Below are 25,949 nucleotides of genomic sequence, written 5' to 3' on the forward strand. Positions count from 1 at the left end.
CATAGTTGCATAGGCTCGTTGAAACCAAATTTGAAAAGGACATCTTCAAAAATAACACATATCCATACAAGGCATAGACCATTTCTAGCCTTTTCATCATGTCTCAATCATCTCTGCCATAATCTTTGCCGATAGCAAGCAAAGTGGAATACCTCCACCTGGATGGACGCTTCCTCCGCAGAAGTATAGGTTTTTGATCTCAGAGGAGTAGTTTGCGTGGCGCAAAAATGCCGCATACCTATTATTTGAGCTATTTCCATACAGTGCACCATTGGCACTGGAAGTTTTGGACTCTATTGTTCTAGGCTCGAGGATTTCTTCCACTTCTATCAGTGGTTCAATATCCGTTTTGAGAACACGGTTGATTTTAGCAATAATGCTTGACCTAGCTTCCTCGATCAATTTATCCCATTCCTGACCTTGGTTGTTTGGGACGTTGATCATTGTAAACCAATTCATACAGCCACTTGGCGCATCATCTTCCTTGCAAACTGAAGTGATATTGACATAGACTGTAGGATCATGGTAAATGCTTCCCTTATTGAAAATATGGTCAAATTCGGTCTTGTATTCTTCACTAAATAGAATATTGTGTAAGCCAAGTTCTGGAAAATTTTTCTTGACCCCCCAATAGAAAATCAGTGCAGAGCTTGATTTTGGTTGATCAAGAAGTTTTGTTGGCTGTTTTTGATTTTTGAGAATGCTTTTATAAGCATTGACCATGTCCATGTTGTTGATGACAAGGTCAGCGTGGATCTTGGTATTGTTGACAAGGACTCCTGTGGCTATGTTTTTTTCGACTATAATTTCTTCAACCTTTGAATTGAAATGAAAATCAACACCTAGATCTACGGCGAGCTTGTACAAACTCTGTGTGATATCGTACATTCCTTTCTTCGGAAAAAATGCACCAATGTTGAATTCCAAATGGGGGATGATATTTAATGTTGCGGGAGTTTGGTAGGGATTGGAGCCGTTATAGGTTGCATAGCGGTTGAAAAGCTGCACCATTTTGGGTTGATTGAATAGCTTTTCATTGGCATCATTCATTGTGGTAAAGATCCCAAGTTTTCCCATTTTGAGATAGGATTTAAGCGCTGTAGGATTCACCCAGGTATTCCATTGATGCAGTGACCTATGCATGAATAGTGGTGCCAAGTGCTCGTAGATATAGGCAGAATTTTTCAATGCTTTCTTTACGTTTTCAGCAGGTTCTCCGAGTTTGGTTTCTACTTCTTCGGCAAACTGATGGAGGTCACCATAAGCTTTGATTGACTTCCCATCCTCCCAAAAATAATGGCAAGCCACATCGAGTTTGGTATATTGAAAATGATCTACAGGCTTCCTTCCGGCCAACAAAAACAACTCCTCCACCTGCTCCGGCAATGTGAAAAGTGAAGGCCCTGCATCGAAACGATAGCCTCCGATTTGCATCTCAGAGAGCTTTCCTCCAGGATATGAATTTGACTCGAATACTTGGACTTTATAGCCTTTGACAGAAAGCCTGATGGCAGCTGCCAATCCTGCTATTCCAGAGCCAATGATGATTGCTTTTTGATTCATGGATTTCTTCTAACGATCGAATACGATTCAGTCTGCAAACTTAACAGATTTTAACCGCCTCAAGTTTTCAGCTTTGTTGGATTCTCTGCTTTTTATGCAGAAATCAGTGTGGAATTGATGTTGCTCCAAAAATTCTATTTTCAGCTTATGCCATTCCTTGGCTTCAAGATTTGGTGAAAAATGCTTCATTTCAGTGAAAAGCAAATCGCTACCTTTTTCGTAATGTTCCGTCCCAATATATTCCAAATCAGCATCCGCCATGATTTTTTCCAAATGGTTGTTAGGCATTTGCGGGATTTTGGTCGCCATGATCATGCCGCAGATTTTGTCGATTTCATTTTGGGCAAGGCCAAATTCCGGAAGTACTTTTCGGGCTTCTTCACAGCTCAGCGCTTCGTGCTCTTCCCTATTTTGTAAGTACCCAATATCATGAAATAGCGCAGCTACACGTAGCAGTTCCAAATCTCTGTCAGAGACATTTTCAGCTGCTGCGATGATTTCTACACTCTGGATTACTTGTCGCGTATGTGCTGCATTATGATACTTCAAATATGAAGGAGTTTCACTTTCAAGGCGATCTAGGGTAGTTTGAAAAAGTTTTTTCAGGTTTATCATCAGGTCAAAATATCATGGTGAACCTACTCCAATACTTGATAGGTCAAAAATGGCTCTTTTTTATTTTTCAGATTGAGATTGCCTACGACTTCACAACGGAATGATTCTTTGACGAGCTCAAAGCTTTTTGCGGAAATCAAGATCTGATTTTGAGCAGCAGCAGCCTGCAATCTTGCGGCAACATTCACTGTATCTCCTATAACTGTAAAATCGAACCGCTTCAATGTAGAAGAACCTATATTTCCAGAAACCATTTCTCCCGAATTCAATCCAATTGAAACCTTGGGTTTGAAATTGGTCGTGCCTGTATTTTCTGCCTGTTGGTCTATGATTTTTCTGATGGAAAGACATGCATCCAAAGCCCGGTCAATGTGAAACTCCCCTGTGAATACACACATAATCGCATCACCGATGAACTTGTCCACCACACCATTTTCTTTGATAATCTCTTGCACCATGATATCAAAATAGCGGTTGAGCAGTTCCACCACTTTATCCGCAGTCTCATTTTCACTGATGGAAGTAAAGCTACAGATATCGATAAAGACCACGGTTCCTTCTACGATTTCGTTGAGAAACATGGCCTGCTCGATTTCTTTTCCACCCATAAAATTCAGTACAGTTTCATCTACGTACATTTTGAGGATATTATTCTCTTTCACGGCTTTAAGCGTGTCACGAAGCATTAGCACATGCTTCAAAGTCCTATCGATGGTAATTTCCAGATCTTTGAAATTGATGGGTTTGGTCACAAAATCAAAAGCGCCTCGATTCATCGCTACGCGAATATTGTCCATATCGCCATAAGCAGAGACGATGACGGACTTCAGCAAAGCATTCTGTTCACCAAGCTTGGAGAGCAACGTAAGCCCATCCATTTCTGGCATATTGATATCACTCAAGACGATATCGATATCTTTGTGAACTTGCAGCTGCTCCAAAGCGTGTCTGCCGTTGACTGCAAAAACAAACTCATATTCATTTAGGCGGATTTTTTGTCTGAACTTTTGCTTGATCAAAATCTCCAAATCCGCTTCATCATCTACTACCAAGATTTTCGCCATTGTTTGTAGCTCTTTATTGTGAGTTTATAAATTTTCTGATTTCGGATTTGATTTCTTCGAAATCTATTGGCTTGGTAAAAAACTCCTTAGCACCTGATTTGATGGCCTTGTCATAGTTTTCTGTATCTCCATAAGCTGAGATCATGCTGACGTTGATTTCAGGAAATTTGGATTTAACTTTCTCCAGCAACTCCAAACCTGTCATGCCAGGCATATTGATGTCCGAAAAAACATATACTACTTTCGGTGGATTGTCACTCTCAAGTGCATTGAGCGCCTCATCACCAGAAAAAGCAAATACGAGTTCAATTTCTCCAGCCCTTACTTCTTTTCTGAATTTTTGTCTAAAAAGAAGTTCAACATCTTTTTCGTCATCGACTATCAGTATTTTTATCATTTTCTGTACAGTGGTAATGTAATTATAAATTCTGTGCCCTTTCCTTCTTCCGAAATCAAATCAATTTTTCCTCCGTGGGCCTTGATGATGTCATAGCTCAGACTCAATCCCAAACCTGTACCCATACCTGTTGGCTTGGTCGTAAAGAATGGTTGGAAAATTTTGTCCCTGATGTTTTCAGGGATTCCTGGCCCGTTGTCACTAATGCTGATCACTCCATTGCCTGAAATGTTTCTGGTCGTCACTTTCACACAAGGAATGTAGTTTTTCAAAGACTCATCTTCCAAATTTACTTGGCTTTTAAGTTTTTTCGAATAATCCGCACAGGCGTAGAAAGCATTGTTGACAATATTTAAGAACACCCTGCCCACATCCTGCGAAGCAATAGTAACAAGTGGAAGGCTGGAATCAAAGTCAGTTTTGAAGTCAGCGTTGAAGGTTTTGTCCTTTGCTCGGATTCCGTGGAAAGAAAGGCGCAAATATTCATCAGCAAGTGCATTGAGGTCGGTAGGGTTTTTCTCTCCTGAGTTGCTTCTGCTGTGTCCAAGCATCCCTTTGACAATAGAATCAGCCCTTTTTCCGTGGTGGGTAATTTTCTCAAGGTTGGTTTTGATGTCAGCCAAGATTTCTTCCTCCAATTCATCCTCTTCTGTTTTGGTGGCATTTTCCAATCTTTTGGTTCGAGCTTCCTGAATTTCATCGATCAATTCGTGGCTTACTTCTGAGAAGTTATTGACAAAATTCAGTGGGTTTTGAATCTCATGGGCAATTCCTGCTGTCAATTCTCCCAAGGAAGCCATTTTCTCCGCATGGATCAATTGCGCTTGGGCTGCTTTGAGCTCTTGGAGTGTCTTCTCCAATTCCTCTTTTTGCCTGATCAATTCATTCGTCCTATCGGCTACTTCTACTTCCAAAGAAGCTTTTACTTTCTCAATGATTTCCAGTTCTCTTTCCCGCTCGATAGCCTTTAGCCGTTCTATTTCAAGGTTTTTCCTTTGTTTTCGCGTGACAAAGTACATGATAATTGCCCAGAGAAATGCGAATGCTAAGGCCGTTTCGAATACTGCCTCCCAACTTTTATGAAATTTTGGCGCAAGCACTTTAACAAAATGTTCAATAATTCCCAGTATTATGAATGGTGCAATTGCATTGAAAAGAGTTTTTGTCCTTTCAAATTCTGGAACAGTATATACAAGATATGCCAAGCCGCTTATTAGGGCTATTGTCAATATTTTGAATAGTATCTGCGCAAAAACTGCATCTGAAAATTCTAAAGTACCACCAGTAATCCAAATTGCAGTAGCAGCTAAAAATCCCCAATTGATCCACTTTTTGAGTGGAGAAGTAGGGTTAAACTTCCTGATATTTGAACTTAGATAGTATAAAATTAAAAGAGAAAAGAAATTTATGAAATACATAGTAACTTTTTAAGCTGGGGTCATGGTATGGTAAGGCAATATATGAAAACTGTATTTAATCTGTCTTTCAAAACTAGTTTGTTTATTTGCATTTAGCCAAGAAGTTGAAAATACTGCTAAAATGAAATGGAAGATTTAAGACACTTGTGGGCAAAATCATGGCTTCTGAAGGAGCCCACAAGTGTCTTAGCCTTTTAATTTATCGAAACAACATTGTCTTCAGGGATCCTATCAATCAATTTATTCAAAGGGTCTATACCTGCTCTTACCGGGACATCTTTTACAGTGATTGTAAAGGTCGATTCCCCAGGTTTGATTTTATGTTTTTGGAGATAAAGTGCATTGGTTTTTGTCCTTCCATTTTCATCTTTACCATCTTTGGCAAAAATCCCAATATCAATGTAATCTCCATCATACATAGCAGGGGTCTCTCTTCCCAAACTGTCTGCATAGACTTTTTGGGATTTTACTTTCAAAGTGACCAAATAGTCCCCATTATCTGTTTTTTCTGAACTTACCTCCTCGACTTTGTTTTCATACAGCGTGATTTTCTTCCAAGTATCATCCAAATAATACTTCAATGAATCTGGTGTATATGCTTCAAGATGTCTCAGGAGATCTGGACTTCCAGGGTATGGAGGAACTTGCCTCAGAGCAAATTCATTCGTGAAGTTTTTCAACGCTGTATCCATAGCTTCATCACCGATATAGTCACGCAATGCATATAGAATCAAGCTGCCTTTGTAATACCACTGATATGCCCTGTTACAATTGATAAATACATTTTCCTTTTTACCTTCATTGGATCTTCCTGAGAGATATCTATCCAGTTCATCTTTCAAAAACCGCTTCATATTGTCTTTTCCGTAAGCCCTCTCGGTCAAAATCAAGGCAGAGTACTCAGCCAAGGACTCAGAGATTAAATTCGATCCTCTTGTGTAATTTGGCACTACTTGATGCCCCCACCACTGATGCGCCAATTCATGCGCTGTCACAAAATAGACATAATCGAAATCATTTGGATTCGAAAAGTCCGCAATCCAGCCAAAACTTTCAGAGAAAGGCACTGTGTTTGGAAATGATTGTGCAAACCCTGCATACCTTGGGAATTCCAAAATCCGCATTTGTCTGAATTGAAAAGGGCTATACATTTCTGAAAAGTACTTCAACCCATCCTTATAAGCCGCCACGCCTCTATCAATATTGTAATCATGTCCTTTGTGGTAGTAAATCTCAATATTGACATCTTGACCAGAATCCAATGTAACCTGATCATTTAGAACTTCATATTCTGCTGATACAATGTTGAAAAATGACTGAATAGGCGTGTCCTGAATGTAGTGGAAGTATCTGCGATCACCTTCAACCCACTCACGCTGAAGATATCCCGGAGATACAGCGATCTGCTCTGGTACCGTACTTATAGTTGCTTCAAATTGGATAAAATCTGCATCACTGGCAAAAAGCAAAGTCCTTCTTCCATAGTCATCATCATGTGGAGGAAGTTCATCTTCTTTGGGAGGTAAATTATATTTCTTCCTCTTTTCATCATTCGTCAACTCACCCTGTGAAGAGTATCCTATAGATGGCAATCCACCCCCAATAAATGTCCCGTTATAAACAATCTCACGGCCAAATCCACTATTTGGAAAACCATCATTGATCATCGTGGTGACCATATTTACCTCCAAGCTATCTCCTGGATTCATCGTCTTTGGTAGTGCGATGATTTTGTAGCTTTCACGAGGTTTTGTTTTCTTGAAAACCTGGAATTTTGGAGGATCCAGCACCAATGGAAGGCGATATGGAAGCGTATCACCTTGATGAAGGACAAAAAAACTGGTCAACTCGGCACTTTGTAAATGAAGTGAATCGATTGCTACATCAGTTTTGTTGACCAATGTGACTTTTGCATCAAAATAGGCATCCCTTTCATAGGGGAATATGTCCGCTTTCAAGTTGATGGAGACAAATTTTGGCTGGGGTAGATACTCATATTGCTTGAGTTGTTTTTCATATTCAGCCTGCCTTTTTTCAGCTTCTTTGGGTGTGATATAGTTGTTTTTATAGACAACATTGTCAAAGATATACCAACCGGATGCCAAGGCTATCAGCAAGAAAAAATATGAAATCATTGTGGACTTTGCAGTCAATCTTTTCCTTGCTACAGCAAGCCTTGATCGAAGTGAATTTTCCGTTCCCCTACTGAAGAAAATGCTGAAAAACAAAACCAAGAATAGGCCAAATGCTGTCCAATACAGGTTAAACCAAAACAAAGGTGCTGCGAAATGTCCCAAACCATTCATGTCTGACCACATGTATGCAGGCTTGTAGGAAAAGAAGAACATGTTGAAATTGAAATCAGCAAATGATCTCAAAACAACCATTACCACCCAAATCCCAATACTGGCAGCATGTCCTGCGAACTTATTATTTACCACCAAATGCACAGCAAATACCAACATCACCATTTGCAAATAATCTGGTAGCGTAATCAAATAACTATCGATAAGATATACAGGCAGTTGGTAATTGTAATATCCTTTGAGGGTTTGGATGATCAAACCTAGCAGTATAGGAAGGGTAGTAAGCAGTAAGCAAATAAAGGATATACCAAAGAATTTCGAAGCTATCACAACCGAATCCCGAACTGGAAATGTATCATTGATGACTGAATATCCAGTCGAATTATTTCTGTGGATGGTTTCTCCGGTGAAGAAAACGATGATTATAAAAACAAATAAATTGTAATCATAACCCTTGTACTCCATCAGGACAGAAGTCGAAGGCATATTTGGTACACTGTAGAGTGTCTGACCTATCCAAAAATCCAAGATCAAGAATACCACTCCACCCAAAAGTATTGATCTGAAATAAATATCTTTTGTGATATTACTGATTTCCAATTTGGTAAGTGTGAGCATGCTGCTCCATTGGTAACCTGAAGAAAAATCTGTAGGAATCAATCTGCCCACCTGATCTTTGAAGGTGGTTTTTGGCTCTGCTTTTTTAGATTTTGATTGTTTTTGGTTGAAGAAATATTGGAAATCAAAGCGGAAAAACGCACCCAGAAAAAATAACAACCCTACACCAGCCCAAATCAACCTGTTGAGCAACAGATTTCCTTGGAATGCCAGAAGAAATGAGTTTTGCTCAAATGGCGTGAGATACCTTGTTTGGAGATCAAATGTGTTTAGCCCAAATGGATCTAGAAGCTCCACCAAGGTTTTGTTTTCTATATCCTGTGTGAGAAAATTTGCCAAGAGATAAACAATGAATAGCAGGATTCCTCCAGAATAAATAGACTTGATACTTCGTGTGAATATGATCAAGGCAAAAAACAAAGTGCCTGCTAACCAAAGATTGGGCAGTACAAGTGTAAACCAAGGGTGAAAATAGTTAATCAGGCTATTTGGGCCATAGCGTGTGGCATCTGTCCAACCTGTACCAGGGCCAATGATGCTACCTAAATATATTCCCAACAATGAACCCAATGATATAAACAGAAGCGTCAAAAATGATCCCCAAAACCTGCCCATAAAGTATGCCTTGTCCGAAATGGGGTAGCTGAAAAGGAAAGTCGCTGTCTTGTGTTCGAGGTCTCTGTAAATCGGAACACCCATGACCGCCGAAGCTATCAAAATCCCAAAAAGTGAAATCAGCACTTGCAAATTTGCGATGACATAGGGGGAGTTGTGGAAAACTTTGTCAGATGCGGGTGTACTTCCTGAGGCGATAAGAAGTAATGAGACTACTGTCAATAATGCAAAATAGATGTATGTCGCTGGCCTTGAGAACCTGTAGCGCAACTCAAAGATAAAGATTTCAGAAAACATAGTAGATGGATTATATGGTGATTGGATCTACTTTTTTTGCAATATGGCTGAAATACACATCCTCCAAATCAGGAGTGGTAAGTTCAAAACCCGCTTCCAGTGGCAACTCACTTTCTACATGCATATTGAGTTTGCCTTCAATAAGCTTGGTAGAGATCACTTGATATTCATTTTTGTAATGATCCAGCTCTTCTTTATTGATAGTCTTCTGATAAATCTTGCCCGCTACAGCTTCTATGCCGTCGCGAGGTTTGCCTTCCATCAGCAATTCCCCCTCGCAAATAATAGCCATTCTCGAACAAAGTGTGCTGACGTCTTCAACAATATGTGTTGACAAAATGACGATGGTATTTTCTCCCAATTCACTGAGGAGATTATAGAAGCGGTTTCTTTCAGATGGATCCAAACCTGCTGTAGGTTCATCGACAATGATCAGGGAAGGATTTCCCGCCAAGGCCTGTGCAATCCCAAATCTCTGCCTCATACCTCCAGAAAATGTCCCAAGGGCTTTTTTACGATGTTGGTAGAGGTTTACTTTTTGGAGCAAGCTTTCTACTAGATAATTTCTGTCACTTTTGTTGCGAACTCCTTTCATCTGCGCAATGTGGTCAAGCATGACTTCTGCGGAAATCCGAGGATACAATCCAAAATCTTGGGGAAGATAGCCAAGCTTTTCTCTGACTGCTTGTTTGTTTTCAAGGACATCCAACTCATCCAAATGGATACTTCCCGAATCCGCATCTTGCAAAGTGGAGATAGTCCTCATCAAGGTGGATTTTCCGGCACCATTTGGCCCTAGAAGCCCAAACATACCCTGAGGGATAGTCAGACTGATGTTGTTGAGGGCTTTGACGCCATTGGAATAGGTTTTTGATAAATTGCTAATGCTTAGATTCATTTTGATTGAGATTTAGTGGTGGAGTAAATTTCAATTTAAAAATGTTTTTAATAAGATTACCCATTTGGGTAAGTTAAATTTCTCTAAAACCCTGAATATTAGCTAAAAGTGTACGTTTTTGATACTATTTAATGGTTTGTTCACCACAAAAAAAGACTAGAAAAATCTAGACAAATTACGGTAAATAAAAAAATGTGCAAAAAAAGACTGGATTTTTGATCCGGTCTTTTTTCATTTTTAAGGATATCCGCTTTAATATCAATTGATAAAAAATGATTTGTTTTTAATCAACTAAAGCACTTATAACTTATCGACTAATAACGATTATTCGAATGACTATAATTGAAACATTTACCTAATGATATCATTGTGGATAATCAGATTAATTTTTATCTCTATTGACTTCAACTTCCACCTTTTTGGTTTTAACAGAAGCTCCGTCTGAGCCAATTTTTATTTTTGTGTCGGCATCTTTTTCTGCTTTCACTTCAATAGTTTCTTTTTGTACTTCTTTTTCTGTCTCTTTTGCAGCTTTGTCATTGCAACTGAAAGTCATCGTAAGCGCAAAAAATGCGAGTAAGCCAAATAATTTTTTCATAATAGTAGATTTTTTTAATTTCTATGTAGTTGTCAAAAGTTATACCAAATAATCGTGGGCAGGGGTTTAATTGTAAATTGCAGATTGCAGATTGTAGATTGCAGATTGTAGATTGTAGATTTGTGTCGTAATAATCTATCTATCTAATCAACAATATTTGTTTAAAAGTTTAAGGGTTAAAAGTTTAGAAAATAGTCTGCCATCCCCCAATTTTCTAATTTTTCAATCTTCTAATCTTCAATCCCCTAATCACCAATCAATGATAACTGTTTGGTATTTAGTAAAGGCGAATTGGATAGCATTTGTAGAAAATTTCATCTTACAAAATGATGAAGACCTTCGAGTGCGCCGCGGCTCACTCAAAGATCTGCCCCAACTTTCCAACTTTGTAACTTTATAACCTTGTAACTAACCCCCTATTCCTAAAAATCATAAGTAAGTCCTACTCGGAAATTTCTGCTTTTGATTCCAGAATCGGCTGGGAGGTCATAGACATCGGTGACGGCATCTCTCCATTCGGCAAGCAGGGATATTTTATTTACTTGAAAGCCAAATTGTAAACTTACCCCCAATTCATTTTGAGCAAGATCAAGTGATGCCAAAACTGCCCTAGCATCTTCTCCCATGCGCTGTCTCAGATGATGTCTGTAGTATGGACCTACTCCAGTGAAGAACCTGAAAGATCCATCTTCATCTTGTGCAATGTTAAAACGAACCAATGCAGGAATAGTCAACGAGTGTCTTCTCAACTTTCCATCTTCGACCACGCTTCCGTGGATATCATAAAGGGTGCTGACGGCCAACTCAAACTTCCTACTGATGCGAAGTTTTCCATAAAGCCCTGCCTCAATACTAAAAAGTCCAAATGCCCTATAAAAATCTTCTTCATGCCTGTGGTGAGAACTTCCCATTCCCAGATGAACTCCAAATTTTAGTGCTTCCCCATAGAGAACCTTTTTGGAATCAAATTTAGAAACAGGAGCGAGTACTTCAGCATTGCCCATTTCCAAAAGCAAACCTGATAGGAAAAGGCTAATCTGAGCCATTCCATCATAGTCGAGAAGTTCTGGATTATCTCCCGGCTTGTGGTATGGAGATTTGAGTCCTGTATGTACGTGAATGGCAGGAATCCCCAATTTGCCAAAAGGCCAAGTGTCTGTTCTGCGCTCGATATTTGGAGAGGTGTTTTTGACAGATAGGTTATTTCTAATCTGTGCTGCTACCAGATAAGTTTGAGATTCGGCAAGTGTTTCCAGCCCTTTCAAATCCAAATGCTTGACAGTACTCAGCATTCCTATCATATCAAGACTAAACATGGCTTTGATGGCATCATTGGGAAAAGGTTTGTCTAGCTCCACAAACTTACTTGAGCCGATTAGCCCACTTTCTTCGGCATCAAAAGCCACAAAAATCAATGATCGCTTTGGTTTTTCTTCACCACTCAAAATTTCCCTTGCTATTTCCAAGACTCCAGCCACGCCTGAAGCATTATCATCTGCTCCACTGAAGACGATTTTGTTACCTTCACTATCCACAGTATAGCCAAGGTGGTCATAATGTGCACCCACTACAATGTATTCATCCTTTAATACAGGGTCAGTTCCGGGAATCATCCCAACTATATTTTTCCCATCTACATTGATCAACTCAGACCTATAGAGAAATTCCTGAATAAAATCATCTTCAAAAACAGGCATCAATCCCATTTGGCGCATTTCATTTTCGATATAACTGATCGCTTTCAGCCTTCCTTCAGTTCCCAATCCCCTACCTTCCAAAGAATCCGCGGATAAGACATAAACATGCTTTTCCAGTCTTTGCAAAGGAGTTTGTTGGGCGAGGGATGAAAAGGCAACGATGCACATCAATGCAGAGAGAAGAATTAATCTATTGATCATAAATTGAAAAGGTTTAGAAATAAAATTGAAGCAAAGCTAGGGATAATGTTTATAGCTAGATAGCTATACTAGGTAATTTCCTAGGAGTGGGAAGATGTTGCGGATGCCTCCTGTTGGATCTTCTACGTCTCCATCATAGCGAGGAATCAAGTGAATATGAACATGGTCAACTGTTTGTCCAGCTGATTTTTCAACATTTATACCCACATTGTATCCATTTGGTTCATATTTTTTTTGAATTACTTCTTTGACAAAATTCAACATAAAAATACAAGCAGATTCTTCTTTGAATGTTAAATCAAAATAATTCGAACAGTGTCTTTTAATAATGATCAAGGCATGCCCTTTACTAATTGGAAACTTGTCAAATACTGCAAAAGCAGTTGCTGATTCAGTTATTAATTCAATCTCATTTCCTAAACTGCAAAATGGACATTCATTTATGACAAATGGTTTTTGATTGTTTATAGGTGTATATTCATATATCTCGCAGTTTTCATTTTTAAAAAATGATTTATAGGGTAAAATTACGTTACATTGAAAAGTAGGTTTTTGATGGATTTTGTGAGTTCGATAGCCCACATAAACGAGATCTCTTCGAACAGCAAAATAGGCCTTGCCATTCGGCTTTAAAAGGGACGAAACCTCCATTAGTACTTTGGATTGTTCTTCTGGTAACAAAACATTCAGAACATAAAAGCATATAATTGTGTCGAATTTCTTTTCAGGATAATTTGGAAAGTAATGTTTATCATAGCCAGAGACATCTAAATTTCCTTTTTTAAGAATTTCAACATCCTTACCAAAGCCACATCCAAAATCAAGAATTTCGCCTTTTAGCATTCCTTTTTCAAATAGCATTCTAGCAGGAAAAGAAATTCTGTCTCTTTCCTTGGCTGTGAGGTGGGAGTAGATGTTTGATTGGCTCATGGTAAAAATTGAAAACCATTGTTAGAAGCGATTGTAATTAATGGTATTATTCTTTCTTCGAATCTGTTTTTATCAAAAATTACAGATAAATTTTCGACTGTTGAAAGCTCAGGAAATATTGTCAAATACTCCAAAAGGAATTTGTTTTTTGGATTCTTTTCAAAAACGATTTTTACAGCTTCTTTTTGTAAATCAAAAAAGGCGTTAAAATGTTTATTTACAATTGGAAGCTTGTTATTCTTTGAACTATTAAACCTTTTGTCTGAAGGAATTAAGTTCCAAATCAAGTCATGAGAAACAAAACTATGTGGAATGAAATGTTCAACATCATAGTTATCGATAGTTAGCATTTCTCCTGTGTAAATACATTTTATTTCTACTTTTTCTTGGAAAACTAAGTTCCAAAAATTCTTTCTTTGATCAGTCAACGGACTTCTTTCTGCACTTTTAATTAATTTATTGGGGATATCTGGTACACTAGGATTTCTGGCTTGTAAATAGAGTGCTAAATTCCAGTAACAGAAATCCTTTATAATCTTGGCGTTTCTCAAAAGGTACTGTTCCCAGTATGGGTTGATGATTATTCTGTCATTGAAAAGTGCATATAAGCACCTATTCTGAACATTTTGAGAGTAATTATATATTTCACTATTCTTTCCACTTATCCAAGGACTTAAAAAGTAATGCGGTACGTTTTTATTAAAATGATTCAAAATTTTAATTGTAGAATTATTTTCAGACTCAATTAGAATTTTTTGAATTACATGCTTTTTCTCTTGAATAGTTATGTTTTCAATTTTCTGAATTTCAATTATGGCTTTCTGAAACTGATCTTGTACTCCAAAGCTTAGATTAAAATAGTTTATCGTGTACCAAGAGTTAGCAATCATCGTTGCAAAAATTTCTTTCTTATAAATTTCATTTTTTCCTGATTCAAACAATTCAATAATAGAGAGAAACCAATAGAATTTGTAAGTAGTCGATTTATAGTTAAAACAGGATGCTAGCTTGTCTATTGGAACTGTATCAGAATGTGGAAATGACATAATAAAAATTAGAGTATAAAGAATTTTAATCTAAAATACTTAAAAATTCTGAAAGTAGAATTATTGAATTCTATTTTGAATAATTATTTCTCCTCTCCTACATCCCCCTAACCCTCACATTCATTTTTCCGGTGGAGCGGAGATAGATGCGGATATCTTCTTCGGTGTAGTAGATGCCTTCTACGTCTAGTTGGGGATTGACTAGGGAGAAGTCGGCAAATTCTTTTTAGAATTTTATTTATATTTAGTTAGTTTTTGGAAAACAAACAAAAAGACTGGGTATTAGAAATTTTATTGTCTTATATGTATTGAACTTAATCTAATAAAACCCTCAAATTAACTTAAAAGTGAATAGCTTTGTACTTGAAATATGGAATATTGAGCCAGCCTGCACCTTCTACTCAGTGAAGTTGCTAGAAGAGGAATATTCAGAAACAGATAAGTTTATCTTAAAATATAAAGATAAAATTTAGTTTACAGAAAGCCTCCAAGCTTTAGCTTCTTTCATCACGGATGTGATTGGAGAAGATGGAGCAATTGAAAGTTATTTTCGATTTGAAAATGACGCCCATGCTATTCCACCGACAGGAATTTACCAAGTTGGGGAAATTGAAATTGATTACAGGAATTTTTCGCTGAGACTTTATTGTTTGAGAATATGTGAATCAATTGTTGTTTTATTTAATGGAGGAGAGAAAACCAGCAGAAATGCTCAAGACGGAAATACCAGCATGGTATTTCATGATGCAAATTTATTTGCCCAAAGGATCTTAAAAGCTATTATCAGAAGAGAAATACTGATCGACGAGAAAAATTCAAGAATAATCTCTGAATATGGAGAATCTGACGAAATAAATTTATAAAAATGAGAAATAACCTAATTCAAGAAATATTGGATAAAACACCTCAAGACATCCGGATTTTTACTCGAATGTATGCGGATATAGTGAAGCGTGTTCATGATTTGATTAAGGAAAAGGGAATCACCCAAAAAGTTCTCGCTGAAAGAATGGATAAAAAGCCTTCAGAAGTATCTAAATGGCTCGGGGGCGAGCACAATTTTACACTGCGTTCTCTGGCAAAATTGCAAGCCGAGTTAGGTGAGCCTATCATCTATGTTCCTAAAACAAAAACTTACATGGGTAATAAAGGTGGAAATGTTTCTTTGACAGTTTACAAAAATAATCTCAAGGTAGAAAACAAAAAATTTCTCCCTGCCACACCGCTTTCCAATCCAGAAAAACCTCAGGTAGCCTAATGACAAAGTTTGGAAAATTACAACCAGAAAAGATCAATATTGTTGATTTTAAAATAATTAGCGGTAGTCTAAATAATCCTTTCAGTTTTAATGCTGACCTGTTGGAAGGTCATCAATTTGATGTGAATTTTGATATGGGATTTAACCTTGAAGATAAGTTGGTCAAGGCTGATTTTAAAGCTGATGTGTTTACCAAGAGCAAAGAGCAACAAGAGGAGGTCTCTGGTAGGTTTCATTTTGTCTTTGTGTTCTTGGTAGAAAATCTTGATCAGTTAGTAGAATTTGGTGAGAATAAAAAATCGTTAGAGATCAATGGCAGTTTAGGAAACGCATTAGCCTCCATATCTTATTCTACAAGTAGAGGGGTTTTGATGAGTAGATTTCAAGGTACTCCACTGAAAGATTTTATCCTTCCTGTAATTAACCCCAATGATCTTCTGAAGTAAATGGTTAATTTTCGCCTTTAATTTATTTCCAGTAGAAACCCAGACCAGTCTTATCACTAACTATTCACCACACCCCATATCCAGTATTTTCTTTCTGGATATTTGAAAACGCTACCTTCTCGATTGATCGATCTGTGGTATATTTAATGAAACAACTCCCCCTACATCCCCCTAACCCTCACATTCATTTTTCCAGTGGAGCGGAGATAGATGCGGATATCTTCTTCGGTGTTGTAGATCCCTTCGACATCTAGTTGTGGATTGACTAGGGAGAAGTCGGCAAATTCTGTTCTTAGCTGTCCCTGAAGCCTCAACTCACGCCTTGCTTCAGCCAAATATTCACCGATTGGATAGCTCGCCAGTTTCTTGATCTGTGTGATTACCTGACCCTGCTTCATCCATGTGGCACTTCGGGCGAGAATGTTTTTGGTATTGATGTCAAATTCGATCTCGTCAAACCTGATGGATTCTGTCGCAGCATCGTATTTTGGCTTGCCTACCAGATACATTTGACCAGTGATCTGCTTTCTTCCTTTTCTGATGGCCAAAAAATCCATCTTGAGCAAAGTTCGATCACCAAAACTCTGGGATTCTAGATTCGATACTTCCAGTTCTGTACGCTTGTCTGTTCTGAATCTTTTTCCTGCAAGATTTTCATTGAGATATTGATCCAATTCTTCGTAGCTGATGGCTAGAGGAATCATGATGTCTAATTTGTTTTCGCTGCTTTCATTGTATGAAATGTTAGGCAGAGGCGTTTTGATTGTCTGTGGTGTTTTTCCGACTTGGGAGTACACTTCACCCTCGATACCCAAAAAGAATTTCAGCTTTTGGTCTGCTGTCACCTCTTCACGGATTTTCAATTTTGTTGGCTTGGTATAGACAAAAGCCGTCACCCCATCTTGGTCGATTTCAATTGGTTTGGAGAAATTATCCCAAGCCTCTTGCGCGATCTCTTTGAAATCCAGACGGGTCAGGTTCGATGCACTCAGCTGATTGTTCAGCACCCCTTGGAGCTGCTTGCGGATCATCGGATCCAGATCAATCTCAAAACCCAACAAGTTGTACTTCATCGATCTGCCGTAATTTTCGATGTTGATATCTTCAAGGGAAAAATCCCAGTTTTGCCCTACTTTCGGTCTAAAGCTGATTTCTGGAGTGAGTGCTTCATCAAATGGAATGGCAGTATTTACATTCTGACCAAAAATCCTTTTTTCAAATTTCAAGTCACCGGCCATTTTCATTGGTATTTTGATAGCCATTTTTTTGGAATCCAATGTGGATAACTTGATCAAACCTGTCCTATTGACATCTATATCAGTAAAAAAGCCTGAACCCAAATCCAATCCCTTTTCAGCAAACAACTTTTGCCCCAATGCTTTGTTGAGATTGTCTTCTATCATAGAAAATGGAATTTCGATAGGAATATTGATCTCAGATGTCGCTCGCGGAAGGGCTACAGGTTCGCCAGAATAGGTGGGTTTGTTGGGATTGATGCTTTTGCAAGCAGAAACAATTAAAAGGAAAATCAGTACACGGGATGTTATTTTCATTGAATTGACATTCAGGGATGATTAATGCTAAAGTTATATACTCGGTTCAAAAAACCTGCCAGCTATCGAAACTTCATTTACAAAGGAACTATTTTTACGGTTAATTAATTAAACGAGATAATAGATTAAGAAAAATTAAGATGAAAAATTGGTTAACGATCGAGAACGCAGCACAATTAGAGGCTATCAAAGAACAGAGTAAGCAAAAGCCTGTGTTGATTTTTAAGCATTCTACCTCTTGTTCCATAAGTGGTATGGCTTGGAACAGGCTGCAGAGAAATTGGAAGGAAGAGGATCTTGAAAAAGTAACACCTTACTACCTTGATCTACTTTCCTACAGAGCAATATCCAATCAGATTGCTGAGGATTTTGGAGTTTACCATGAAAGCCCACAAGTCATTTTGATCAAAGACGGAAAGGCAGTGTACGACAATAGCCACATGGGAATTAGCTATGCAGACATCATGGGAAAAGTCGGATAATCATTAAGCTTATGTGATTCTTGAAGTATAAAAATGAACGGAATTGATGATGAAAAAATCTGATCCCCCAATTGTTGTAGAGCAGACATTTGAAGCATCCATATCGACTGTTTGGACTGTTATTACTGAAGTTGAATATATGAAACTGTGGTTTTTTGATTCAATTAAAGGATTTGAAGCCAAGGAAGGATTTGAAACGAGATTTTTTGTTCATCACAACAAGCAATACTTTCTTCACTTGTGGAAAATCATCCAAGTAGAGCCTGGCAAATCTATCAAATACAATTGGAAATATGGTGGGTACGAAGGAGACTCGACTGTTTCTTTTGAATTGTTTGAAGAAGGCAAATTTACACGTCTCAGACTTACAGTTGAGATTTTGGAAGATTTTCCTGATCACATTCCAGAATTTAGCAGAGAGAGTTGTATGGAAGGTTGGGAATACCTTATAAAGGAAAGTCTTTTTAACTTTTTTGAACTAAAGTAAAGGGGTTTTGGTTTTTAATTGTACGCAATTAAATTTACCGCTATCTTTGTAGTGTACAAATCACCCATTTGTTCACTTCTGACTCTGTTATCAAATAATGTAAAGATATTGATCTTCATCTCGATTGTAGTTAACTTCAAGAGTTACTTAAATTCAATGTTATGGAGATAATTGCAATAATTCTGACAGTATTTGTAGCCATTGAGCATGTCTATATCCTTTGGATGGAAATGTTTGCTTGGGAAACAGCCGGTAAAAAAACATTCAAAGGATCTATGCGCCAAGATTTGTTTAAACCAACAAAAGCTTTGGCAGCAAATCAAGGGTTGTACAATGGTTTCCTGGTAGCAGGTTTGGCTTGGTCATTTATTATCAGTGATCCTGAATGGAGTGTAAACATTCGTTTATTCTTCTTGGGGTGTGTAGCAGTTGCGGGGATATTTGGTGGTTTGACGGCAAGCAAAAAAATATTTATCATACAAGCAGTACCAGCTTTGTTGGCCATTCTGTTTGTAATCATTTCAAAATAAAAAACATGTCACTCATTGAAGATTTGAATTGGAGACACGCTGTGAAAGCGTATGACCCATCCAAAAAAGTAAGTAAAGAAAACATCGACAAAATCGTAGAGGCAGCTAGATTGGCCCCGACTTCATCGGGATTGCAGCCGTTTAGGTTGATCGTAGTCGAAGACCAAGAAACCAAAGAAAAGCTTGTCAAAGGATCTTTGAATCCAGATTGTATGCGAGATTGTTCGCACGTAATTGTGTTTGCAGCATGGGACAGATATACGGCTGAGAGAATTGACAAAGTCTATGATTTTACGACTGACGAAAGAGGACTTCCTCGTGGCCGTTTTAGTTCATATACAGACATGCTCAAGGCAATTTACCTAAAGCAGTCAGCAGAGGAGAATTTCGCACATATTGCCCGTCAGGCTTATATTGCATTAGGACTTTCTTTGGCTCAAGCAGCTGAATTGAGGATAGATTCTACACCAGCAGAAGGTTTTGATAGCAAGGTTGTAGATCAAGTTCTGGAATTGGAAAAAGAAGGGTTGAAAAGTGTATCTCTGATGTACGTAGGTTATGCTAATCCTGAAGGAGATTGGTTGGGTACTATGAAAAAAGTCCGAATCCCAACGGAAGAATTTTTGATTGAAAAGTAATAAAATAGCCTCTGAAAAATCAGAGGCTATTTTGTTTTTGGAAATCTTGGTTTAAAAACTATTTCACCTTTTACCAAAACTTCTATAAAACGCTAGATCACTTTAAGAAAATGGATATTTTCCTTTCTCTATCATATAATCCGCGATCTGTCTTCTTAAGGATTTGGTATCCACCAAATCCATTTTGGTGAATCGCTTGAGGCCCATCAGCATGACTTTCTGCTCATCACCTTTGGTAAATGATCCGATGGCTTCTTTGGCTGCGGCATTGATTCTGTCCACAGCTTCTGAAAGATATACCTGCGCCATCGCAATCTGATGCTTGCTTGATTCCTCACCTTGGATACCCACAAGTTTTTCGGTACGAAGAATGGCTGATTCTGCAGCATAGATTTCGATCATCACATCTGCCAAATTCATCATGATCTCTTGCTCGTCTTCTATTTTGTCTTGGAGTGCCATGGCTGCTTTTCCACCTACCATCAAGAATACTTTTTTGAGTTTTTTGAGAACCTCCTTCTCTGCCGCAAATAGCTCTGAAGTATCTACTGTATCAAAACTAGGCACAGAAGTCAACTCTTTGGAAACTGCCATGGCTGGCTCGAAGAGATTGATTTCGCCTTTCATGGCTCGCTTTAGAAGCATTCCTACCATAAGCATACGGTTGATTTCATTGGTTCCCTCATAGATACGCGCGATTCTCGCATCTCTATAAGCGCGCTCCATCGGTGCATCAGCCGAATAGCCCATACCACCATATACCTGAACTCCCTGATCTACTACATAATCCAAGACTTCTGATCCATGGATTTTAGAAATAGCACATTCGATCGCAAATTCCTCGACTCCTTTGAGTTTGGCTTGTGTTTCGTCAATTCCCTCAGCGATCAGATGATTGATACGGTCTTCGATATCCTGTCCAGCTCTGTAGGTCAAGGATTCAGAAACATATGTTCTGATTGCCATCTCTGCCAGTTTGGATTTGATCGCACCAAAAGTATTGATGCTAACACCAAACTGCTTTCTTTCTGTAGAATACTTGATGGCGTGACTTGTGACTGTTCTCACGCCACCTAATACACCAGCCCCTAGCTTTACCCTACCAATATTCAGGATATTCACGGCTATTTTAAATCCGTTGCCTCTGTCAGAAAGCATATTTTCTACAGGTACTTGGCAATCATTGAAGAAAACCTGTCTGGTAGAAGAGCCCTTGATTCCCATCTTTTTCTCTTCTTCATTCATAGAGATTCCACCAAAATCCTTTTCTACGATAAATGCTGTAAGGTTTTTGTCATCATCGATTTTTGCAAAAACGATAAAAACATCTGCAAAACCGGCATTTGAGATCCACATTTTCTGACCATTGATGATGTAGTGTTTTCCATCATCAGATAGTTTTGCCTTGGTTTTTCCGCTATTTGCATCCGATCCAGCATCGGGCTCAGTCAAGCAGTAACAAGCCGCCCACTCTCCAGTTGCCAATTTTGGAAGGTACTTGGATTTCTGATCTTCAGTTCCGTAGTAAAGTATTGGTAAAGTACCAATACCAGTATGGGCACCATAGGTCGTTGAGAAAGAACCAGCTGCACCGATGATATCAGCAATCAACATCGAGGTGTTGAAACTCATACCCATACCATTGTATTTTTCAGGAACAGAAATACCCAAAAGGCCCAGTTCCCCTGCTTTCCTGAAAATAGATGGTACAAGATCAGGATTTTTCATACTATCAATTTCCTCAATATTGGGGGTGATTTCAGTATCGATAAAATCCTGACAAGCTTGCGCCATCATTTTTTGCTCTTCGTTAAATTCTTCAAAGATGAAGATTTCTTGGGCTTCGGTTTCTTTGATCAGAAACTCGCCTCCATTGATTGATTTTTTGGTTATTGTGTTCATAATTAAAGACATTAGACTCAAGACGTAAGACATAAGACTGGCTCATCCACACGTCGAAGTCATTATTATTTTTCAAATTTTAAGATTAATGAATAGAGCATTTTTTATATTTCAGTAAGTTCTGTTGTCACTACTTGAAATTTTTCACTTTCAATATAGCCTAGCTCAAATGCTACATATAACTGTGTCTCCAATTCACAAATAGATCCATGGGCTATCCCAAGAAAATTTGCGAATTCACCATTAGTTCTTCTACCTGCTCCCTCAGCAACATTTGAAGGAACAGACACTGCACTTCTTCTAATTTGAGATATAAGCCCAAACCTTTCATCAGATGGAAAAGATTGATAAATTTTATAAACCTGAACGGTAAGTTTAATTCCTCTTTTCCAAACATTCAATTCTTTGTAGTTATGCATAATTGAAAATTTAAGTTGAACAAAGAGTCAATTATAAAATAGAATTTGTTTCACTTTTGAAATTTGAAACAAGTAGTGAAATTTTGACGGATACTGTCTTTTGTCTCATATCTTGCGTCTTACATCTCATTTCAAAAGCTCAAACACTCCAGCTACTCCTTGTCCACCTCCGACGCAGGCAGTGACTAGGCCGTGTTTTTTGTTTTGACGGCGGAGTTCGCTGAAGAGTTGGACAGAGAGCTTGGCACCTGTGCAGCCTAGTGGGTGACCGAGGGCTACTGCGCCACCGTTGACATTGACGATGTCTGGATTCATATCCAAAGACTTCATTACTGCCAAGCCCTGCGCTGCAAATGCTTCGTTCAATTCTATCAGGTCTATATCATTCAAAGTCAATCCTGCTTGCTTCAGTGCTTTTGGAACGGCTTCTTTTGGTCCAATTCCCATTATTCTTGGTTCTACACCTGCCACCGAATAGGACATCAGTCGGGCGATTGGCTCCAAGTTCAATTCCTTTACCATTCGTTCTGACATCACCACCACAAAGGCCGCTCCATCGGATGTTTGGGAGGAATTTCCTGCAGTCACTTGTCCTCCTTGCTTGAAAGCCGGTCTTAAATTCGACAATCCTTCCAAAGAGGTACCTTTTCTTGGACCTTCATCGGTATCTACTGTGAACTTCCTTGTTTTCCTTTTTCCATTTTCATCCAAATAGGTCTCTTCGACTTCTATCGGAACAATTTCATCTTTGAACTTTCCAGCTGCAATTGCCGCCAAAGCTTTGTCATGAGACTTTACTGAAAATTCATCAGCCTGCTCTCTAGTAATATCATATTCTTTTGCCAATTCTTCTGCTGTAAGACCCATGCTTAGGTAATAATCAGGCGTTTCTGAGGCAATTTTCCAGTTGAGCGCAGTCTTGTATCCCATCATTGGTAGGAGAGACATGGACTCGGTTCCTCCAGCGATGATACAGTCAGCCATTCCTGCTTTGATCTTGCCAACTGCCAGGGCAATCGCTTCCAATCCAGAACCGCAATATCTGTTGATGATAAATCCAGGGTTTTCTATACCTAGTGCAAGAAGGGAAATCATCCGTCCCATTTGCATGCCTTGTTCCCCCTCAGGGATGGCGTTTCCTACGATAAGGTCATCCACCATTTTATTTTCTAATCCCGGTGTATTGGCTACCAAATGCTTAATCACATCTGACGCCAAATCATCTGGCCGATAAAATCTAAAGCCACCTTTTTTGGCCTTTCCTACTGCTGATCTATATCCATTTACTATATAAGCTTCCATTTTGTGTATCTATTGAGGTTAATTTATTATTTCAGGTTTGTTATTAACTGAACTGAGATTCAAGAGAATCGAGATAATTATACTTGATTGAGAGTTTTAGAAATTCAACCCCTTCGGGGTTGCTGCTTCCTTTATCTACTTTTCCCCCGGGTTGCGACCCGGGGCTATTCAAAGTTTAACCCTTTTAGGGTTTGTTTTCCTACAATCTCATGTCTTGTGTCTTACGTCTCATATCTCATAGCTCCCTTCTGACATCTCTAATTTCTCAGCGGTTTTCCTTTGAATAGGATACTATGAATTCTCTCTAGGGTCTTTTTCTCTCCTGTCAAACTCAAGAACGCTTCTCTTTCGAGATCCAATAGAAACTGTTCGCTTACCAATGTTGGTGCAGAAAGGTCTCCTCCTGACATTACCCAAGCTAATTTTCTGGCGATTTTGGCATCATGATCAGAGATGTATTTACCATATTGCATCCCTGTGATTCCTGCTTCAAATAAGGCTAGTGAAGTTTTGCCCAAGACTTTGATATCTGTCTGCTGAATCGGTTGTGTATATCCAGCATCATACAATGCCAAGACTTTAGCTTTGGCTTCTGCAAGCTGTCTTTTTCTGTTCAATGTGATAGAATCTTTAACCTGCAAATAGCCCAACCCTCTCGCTTCTTCAGCAGAGGTGGAAACTTTTGCGGTAGCGATATTCATAAAATACTCCTGCAACCTGTTCAATTCTACATCACCGTCTTTGATATCATTGGAGAATCTCAAGGTCATCTCCTTGGTTCCTCCTCCGGCAGGGATCAATCCAACACCAAACTCTACCAATCCCATATACAATTCAGCATGTGCCTGTACAGCATCGGCATGAAGTGACAATTCACATCCACCGCCCAACGCCATATTGTGTGGAGCCACTACCACAGGGACAGATGAATATCTCGCCCGCATCATGGTATTCTGGAATCCTGCTATCATCAGGTTGATTTCATCATATTCCTGATCTCCGGCAAACATAAAGAGCATGGCCAAGTTGGCACCTGCAGAGAAATTTGGTCCTTCGTTGCCTATTACCAATCCTTTGTAGGACTTTTCTGCCATAGTAATGGCTGTATTGATGCCTTCGATAACTTCCTGACCCATGGAATTCATTTTGGTATGGAATTCCAATCCTATCACATCATCTCCAAGGTCATAAATAGTCGCTCCGGCATTGCCCCAAACTTTCTTGTTCGCAGCTTTGAGTGTATCAAGAATGATGAATTCTTCTTGTCCAGGAATCGGAAGGTAAGTTTTGGACTTGACATCATAAAACTTCTTCTGTCCGCCTTCCACTTTGTAGAATGAATCATTTCCTGCTTCAAGCATTTCGTGAACCCAGGTCGCAGCTTTTTCTCCCGCTGCTTCCATTTTTTCTACTGTCTCTTTAACTCCAAGTACATCCCAAGTCTCAAAAGGCCCAAGTTCCCAACCAAATCCTGCACAAACTGCCTGATCGATTCTGTAGGTTTCATCGGAAATTTCAGGGATTCTATGTGAACAGTATTTGAACAAGTCATAAAATGATGCTCTATAAAACTCACCTGCTTTATCATCAAAGTTGACCAAGAATTTGATCCTCTTTTTCAAATCTTCAATTTCTTTGGATGCTTCCAATGCCTTGAATTTTGGTTTTTCAGCATCTTTATACTCGAAGGTTTTCAGATCAAGTTCCTTCAGTTCTTTTCTTCCATCATCATGACGGATCATTTTGAAGTATCCCTGACCAGTTTTGTCACCCCACCATTTATTGTCATAGAGTACTTTGACAATATTGGGCAGCTGGAATTTGTCCCTAGACTCATCATGCTCCAATGCTTTGTAAAGATTATTGGCAACATTTACGGTCGTGTCTAGTCCTACAACATCCATTGTTCGGAAGGTAGCAGACTTGGCTCGACCGATGATAGTTCCTGTCAACTTATCTACCTCCGATACTCCCAAGCCCATTTTTTCAATGGCGTGCATGCCTGAAATAATCGCATAAACCCCAATTCTATTGGCAATAAAAGCTGGAGTATCTTTACAAAGTACAGTTTCTTTTCCTAGGTGTCTATCTCCATAATCCATTAAGAAATCGATGATTTCAGGGTTGGTTTTCGGTCCAGGAATGATTTCCAACAACCTTAGGTATCTTGGAGGATTGAAAAAGTGCGTACCTGCAAAATTGACCTGAAAATCCTCAGATCTTCCTTCACACATCAAATGCATAGGAATTCCAGAAGTATTTGAAGTGATCAAACTTCCTGGTTTTCTGTATTTTTCTACCTTTTCGAAAAGTGATTGCTTGATATCCAACCTTTCCACTACGACTTCCATCACCCAATCATAATCTTTGATTTTGGGTAAATCATCGTCAAAATTTCCTGTGGTAATTCTATCAACATTCTTCGCATCATATAGAGATGCCGGTTTGTTTTTCAATGTGGATTGCAATGCCGAATTGACAATTCTGTTTCTTACAGTTTTGTCCTCAAGGGTCAATCCTCTCTTTTGTTCATCGTCGTTGAGTTCACGTGGTATGATATCAAGGAGCAATACCTGCACGCCGATATTGGCAAAATGGCAAGCAATTCTCGATCCCATCACACCTGAACCTAAAATGGCAACTTTCTGAATTGTTCTTTTCATGAGATT

At 38.7% G+C, this 25,949-nt stretch carries 23 protein-coding genes; 7 read left to right on the forward strand and 16 right to left on the reverse strand.

The window, feature by feature from the left end:
* Window positions 1-96 precede the first annotated feature (96 nt).
* From crtD to MM213_RS13795, 11 genes are all read right to left on the reverse strand, one after another.
* Window positions 97-1,563 (reverse strand): 1-hydroxycarotenoid 3,4-desaturase CrtD, encoded by a 1,467-nt coding sequence (crtD, locus tag MM213_RS13745; protein ID WP_241413085.1) that lies wholly within the window; start codon window positions 1,561-1,563, stop codon window positions 97-99.
* Window positions 1,564-1,590: 27 nt separating this feature from the next.
* Entirely contained in the window at window positions 1,591-2,112 is a 522-nt protein-coding gene (locus tag MM213_RS13750) for an HD domain-containing protein (protein ID WP_241413089.1), read from the reverse strand.
* Window positions 2,113-2,201: 89 nt separating this feature from the next.
* Window positions 2,202-3,242, reverse strand: coding sequence for an adenylate/guanylate cyclase domain-containing protein (locus MM213_RS13755; protein ID WP_241413091.1), 1,041 nt, complete (start codon window positions 3,240-3,242; stop codon window positions 2,202-2,204).
* A gap of 13 nt (window positions 3,243-3,255) precedes the next feature.
* Complete coding sequence (locus MM213_RS13760) at window positions 3,256-3,636, reverse strand: response regulator (protein WP_241413207.1); 381 nt, start codon at window positions 3,634-3,636, stop codon at window positions 3,256-3,258.
* Window positions 3,636-5,057 (reverse strand): sensor histidine kinase, encoded by a 1,422-nt coding sequence (locus tag MM213_RS13765; RefSeq protein ID WP_241413093.1) that lies wholly within the window; start codon window positions 5,055-5,057, stop codon window positions 3,636-3,638. The genes MM213_RS13760 and MM213_RS13765 overlap by 1 nt, the downstream gene beginning before the upstream one ends.
* A 194-nt stretch (window positions 5,058-5,251) precedes the next feature.
* Window positions 5,252-8,893, reverse strand: a complete 3,642-nt coding sequence (locus MM213_RS13770; RefSeq protein ID WP_241413095.1) for a M1 family aminopeptidase — start codon at window positions 8,891-8,893, stop codon at window positions 5,252-5,254.
* 10 nt (window positions 8,894-8,903) lie between these two features.
* Window positions 8,904-9,791 (reverse strand): ABC transporter ATP-binding protein, encoded by an 888-nt coding sequence (locus MM213_RS13775; RefSeq protein ID WP_241413097.1) that lies wholly within the window; start codon window positions 9,789-9,791, stop codon window positions 8,904-8,906.
* A 382-nt stretch (window positions 9,792-10,173) separates the two neighbouring features.
* The gene (locus MM213_RS13780) at window positions 10,174-10,389 is read right to left on the reverse strand and encodes a hypothetical protein (protein WP_241413098.1); all 216 of its coding nucleotides are present in this window, start codon (window positions 10,387-10,389) and stop codon (window positions 10,174-10,176) included.
* A gap of 422 nt (window positions 10,390-10,811) precedes the next feature.
* Window positions 10,812-12,287, reverse strand: a complete 1,476-nt coding sequence (locus tag MM213_RS13785; protein WP_241413099.1) for a M20/M25/M40 family metallo-hydrolase — start codon at window positions 12,285-12,287, stop codon at window positions 10,812-10,814.
* A gap of 63 nt (window positions 12,288-12,350) precedes the next feature.
* A complete protein-coding gene (locus tag MM213_RS13790) occupies window positions 12,351-13,217 on the reverse strand; it encodes an HIT domain-containing protein (protein WP_241413101.1) in 867 nt (288 codons plus the stop codon).
* Window positions 13,214-14,158, reverse strand: a complete 945-nt coding sequence (locus tag MM213_RS13795; RefSeq protein ID WP_241413103.1) for an HNH endonuclease domain-containing protein — start codon at window positions 14,156-14,158, stop codon at window positions 13,214-13,216. Before MM213_RS13795 ends, MM213_RS13790 begins: the two co-directional genes overlap by 4 nt.
* A 620-nt stretch (window positions 14,159-14,778) precedes the next feature.
* On the opposite strand from MM213_RS13795, the gene MM213_RS13800 reads away from it, so the two are divergent.
* Genes MM213_RS13800 through MM213_RS13810 form a run of 3 tightly spaced genes read left to right on the forward strand, consistent with a single transcriptional unit; the run spans window position 14,779 to window position 15,967 of the window.
* Window positions 14,779-15,126, forward strand: coding sequence for a hypothetical protein (locus tag MM213_RS13800; protein WP_241413106.1), 348 nt, complete (start codon window positions 14,779-14,781; stop codon window positions 15,124-15,126).
* Window positions 15,127-15,128: 2 nt separating this feature from the next.
* Entirely contained in the window at window positions 15,129-15,521 is a 393-nt protein-coding gene (locus MM213_RS13805) for a helix-turn-helix domain-containing protein (protein WP_241413108.1), read from the forward strand.
* Window positions 15,521-15,967 (forward strand): hypothetical protein, encoded by a 447-nt coding sequence (locus tag MM213_RS13810; RefSeq protein WP_241413109.1) that lies wholly within the window; start codon window positions 15,521-15,523, stop codon window positions 15,965-15,967. The genes MM213_RS13805 and MM213_RS13810 overlap by 1 nt, the downstream gene beginning before the upstream one ends.
* Before the next feature lie 161 nt (window positions 15,968-16,128).
* Here the strand turns inward: MM213_RS13810 and MM213_RS13815 are convergent, their stop codons facing one another.
* The gene (locus tag MM213_RS13815; RefSeq protein ID WP_241413110.1) at window positions 16,129-17,520 is read right to left on the reverse strand and encodes a DUF4403 family protein; all 1,392 of its coding nucleotides are present in this window, start codon (window positions 17,518-17,520) and stop codon (window positions 16,129-16,131) included.
* A gap of 140 nt (window positions 17,521-17,660) precedes the next feature.
* Here MM213_RS13815 and ytxJ point away from each other — a divergent pair, with 140 nt between their 5' ends.
* The 4 genes from ytxJ (at window position 17,661) to MM213_RS13835 (ending at window position 19,657) form a co-directional block, all read left to right on the forward strand.
* Window positions 17,661-18,002, forward strand: coding sequence for a bacillithiol system redox-active protein YtxJ (ytxJ, locus tag MM213_RS13820; protein WP_241413111.1), 342 nt, complete (start codon window positions 17,661-17,663; stop codon window positions 18,000-18,002).
* 46 nt (window positions 18,003-18,048) lie between these two features.
* A complete protein-coding gene (locus MM213_RS13825) occupies window positions 18,049-18,489 on the forward strand; it encodes an SRPBCC family protein (RefSeq protein WP_241413112.1) in 441 nt (146 codons plus the stop codon).
* Window positions 18,490-18,650: 161 nt separating this feature from the next.
* On the forward strand, window positions 18,651-19,019 hold the full coding sequence (locus tag MM213_RS13830) for a DUF1304 domain-containing protein (protein ID WP_241413113.1): 369 nt from the start codon (window positions 18,651-18,653) through the stop codon (window positions 19,017-19,019).
* Between the two features lie 5 nt (window positions 19,020-19,024).
* On the forward strand, window positions 19,025-19,657 hold the full coding sequence (locus MM213_RS13835; protein ID WP_241413114.1) for an NAD(P)H-dependent oxidoreductase: 633 nt from the start codon (window positions 19,025-19,027) through the stop codon (window positions 19,655-19,657).
* A 102-nt stretch (window positions 19,658-19,759) separates the two neighbouring features.
* Here the strand turns inward: MM213_RS13835 and MM213_RS13840 are convergent, their stop codons facing one another.
* From MM213_RS13840 to MM213_RS13855, 4 genes are all read right to left on the reverse strand, one after another.
* On the reverse strand, window positions 19,760-21,559 hold the full coding sequence (locus tag MM213_RS13840; protein WP_241413116.1) for an acyl-CoA dehydrogenase FadE: 1,800 nt from the start codon (window positions 21,557-21,559) through the stop codon (window positions 19,760-19,762).
* A 104-nt stretch (window positions 21,560-21,663) separates the two neighbouring features.
* The gene (locus MM213_RS13845; RefSeq protein ID WP_241413117.1) at window positions 21,664-21,978 is read right to left on the reverse strand and encodes a four helix bundle protein; all 315 of its coding nucleotides are present in this window, start codon (window positions 21,976-21,978) and stop codon (window positions 21,664-21,666) included.
* Window positions 21,979-22,104: 126 nt separating this feature from the next.
* The gene (locus MM213_RS13850) at window positions 22,105-23,280 is read right to left on the reverse strand and encodes a thiolase family protein (RefSeq protein WP_241413119.1); all 1,176 of its coding nucleotides are present in this window, start codon (window positions 23,278-23,280) and stop codon (window positions 22,105-22,107) included.
* A 257-nt stretch (window positions 23,281-23,537) separates the two neighbouring features.
* A complete protein-coding gene (locus tag MM213_RS13855; RefSeq protein ID WP_241413121.1) occupies window positions 23,538-25,943 on the reverse strand; it encodes a 3-hydroxyacyl-CoA dehydrogenase/enoyl-CoA hydratase family protein in 2,406 nt (801 codons plus the stop codon).
* Window positions 25,944-25,949: the final 6 nt, after the last annotated feature.

The organism is Belliella alkalica (assembly GCF_022549785.1).
GTDB classification, from domain to species: Bacteria; Bacteroidota; Bacteroidia; order Cytophagales; family Cyclobacteriaceae; genus Belliella; species Belliella alkalica.

Bases quoted from the DNA above. Each gene is read 5' to 3' on its own strand.
- MM213_RS13830 (WP_241413113.1), top strand. From the start codon at position 18,651: ATGGAGATAATTGCAATAATTCTGACAGTATTTGTAGCCATTGAGCAT.
- MM213_RS13825 (WP_241413112.1), top strand. From the start codon at position 18,049: ATGATGAAAAAATCTGATCCCCCAATTGTTGTAGAGCAGACATTTGAA.
- MM213_RS13805 (WP_241413108.1), top strand. From the start codon at position 15,129: ATGAGAAATAACCTAATTCAAGAAATATTGGATAAAACACCTCAAGAC.
- MM213_RS13780 (WP_241413098.1), bottom strand. From the start codon at position 10,389: ATGAAAAAATTATTTGGCTTACTCGCATTTTTTGCGCTTACGATGACT.
- ytxJ (WP_241413111.1), top strand. From the start codon at position 17,661: ATGAAAAATTGGTTAACGATCGAGAACGCAGCACAATTAGAGGCTATC.
- MM213_RS13755 (WP_241413091.1), bottom strand. From the start codon at position 3,242: ATGGCGAAAATCTTGGTAGTAGATGATGAAGCGGATTTGGAGATTTTG.
- MM213_RS13785 (WP_241413099.1), bottom strand. From the start codon at position 12,287: ATGATCAATAGATTAATTCTTCTCTCTGCATTGATGTGCATCGTTGCC.
- MM213_RS13765 (WP_241413093.1), bottom strand. From the start codon at position 5,057: ATGTATTTCATAAATTTCTTTTCTCTTTTAATTTTATACTATCTAAGT.
- MM213_RS13840 (WP_241413116.1), bottom strand. From the start codon at position 21,559: ATGAACACAATAACCAAAAAATCAATCAATGGAGGCGAGTTTCTGATC.
- MM213_RS13855 (WP_241413121.1), bottom strand. From the start codon at position 25,943: ATGAAAAGAACAATTCAGAAAGTTGCCATTTTAGGTTCAGGTGTGATG.
- MM213_RS13850 (WP_241413119.1), bottom strand. From the start codon at position 23,280: ATGGAAGCTTATATAGTAAATGGATATAGATCAGCAGTAGGAAAGGCC.
- MM213_RS13845 (WP_241413117.1), bottom strand. From the start codon at position 21,978: ATGCATAACTACAAAGAATTGAATGTTTGGAAAAGAGGAATTAAACTT.
- MM213_RS13815 (WP_241413110.1), bottom strand. From the start codon at position 17,520: ATGAAAATAACATCCCGTGTACTGATTTTCCTTTTAATTGTTTCTGCT.
- MM213_RS13790 (WP_241413101.1), bottom strand. From the start codon at position 13,217: ATGAGCCAATCAAACATCTACTCCCACCTCACAGCCAAGGAAAGAGAC.
- crtD (WP_241413085.1), bottom strand. From the start codon at position 1,563: ATGAATCAAAAAGCAATCATCATTGGCTCTGGAATAGCAGGATTGGCA.
- MM213_RS13775 (WP_241413097.1), bottom strand. From the start codon at position 9,791: ATGAATCTAAGCATTAGCAATTTATCAAAAACCTATTCCAATGGCGTC.
- MM213_RS13810 (WP_241413109.1), top strand. From the start codon at position 15,521: ATGACAAAGTTTGGAAAATTACAACCAGAAAAGATCAATATTGTTGAT.
- MM213_RS13835 (WP_241413114.1), top strand. From the start codon at position 19,025: ATGTCACTCATTGAAGATTTGAATTGGAGACACGCTGTGAAAGCGTAT.
- MM213_RS13770 (WP_241413095.1), bottom strand. From the start codon at position 8,893: ATGTTTTCTGAAATCTTTATCTTTGAGTTGCGCTACAGGTTCTCAAGG.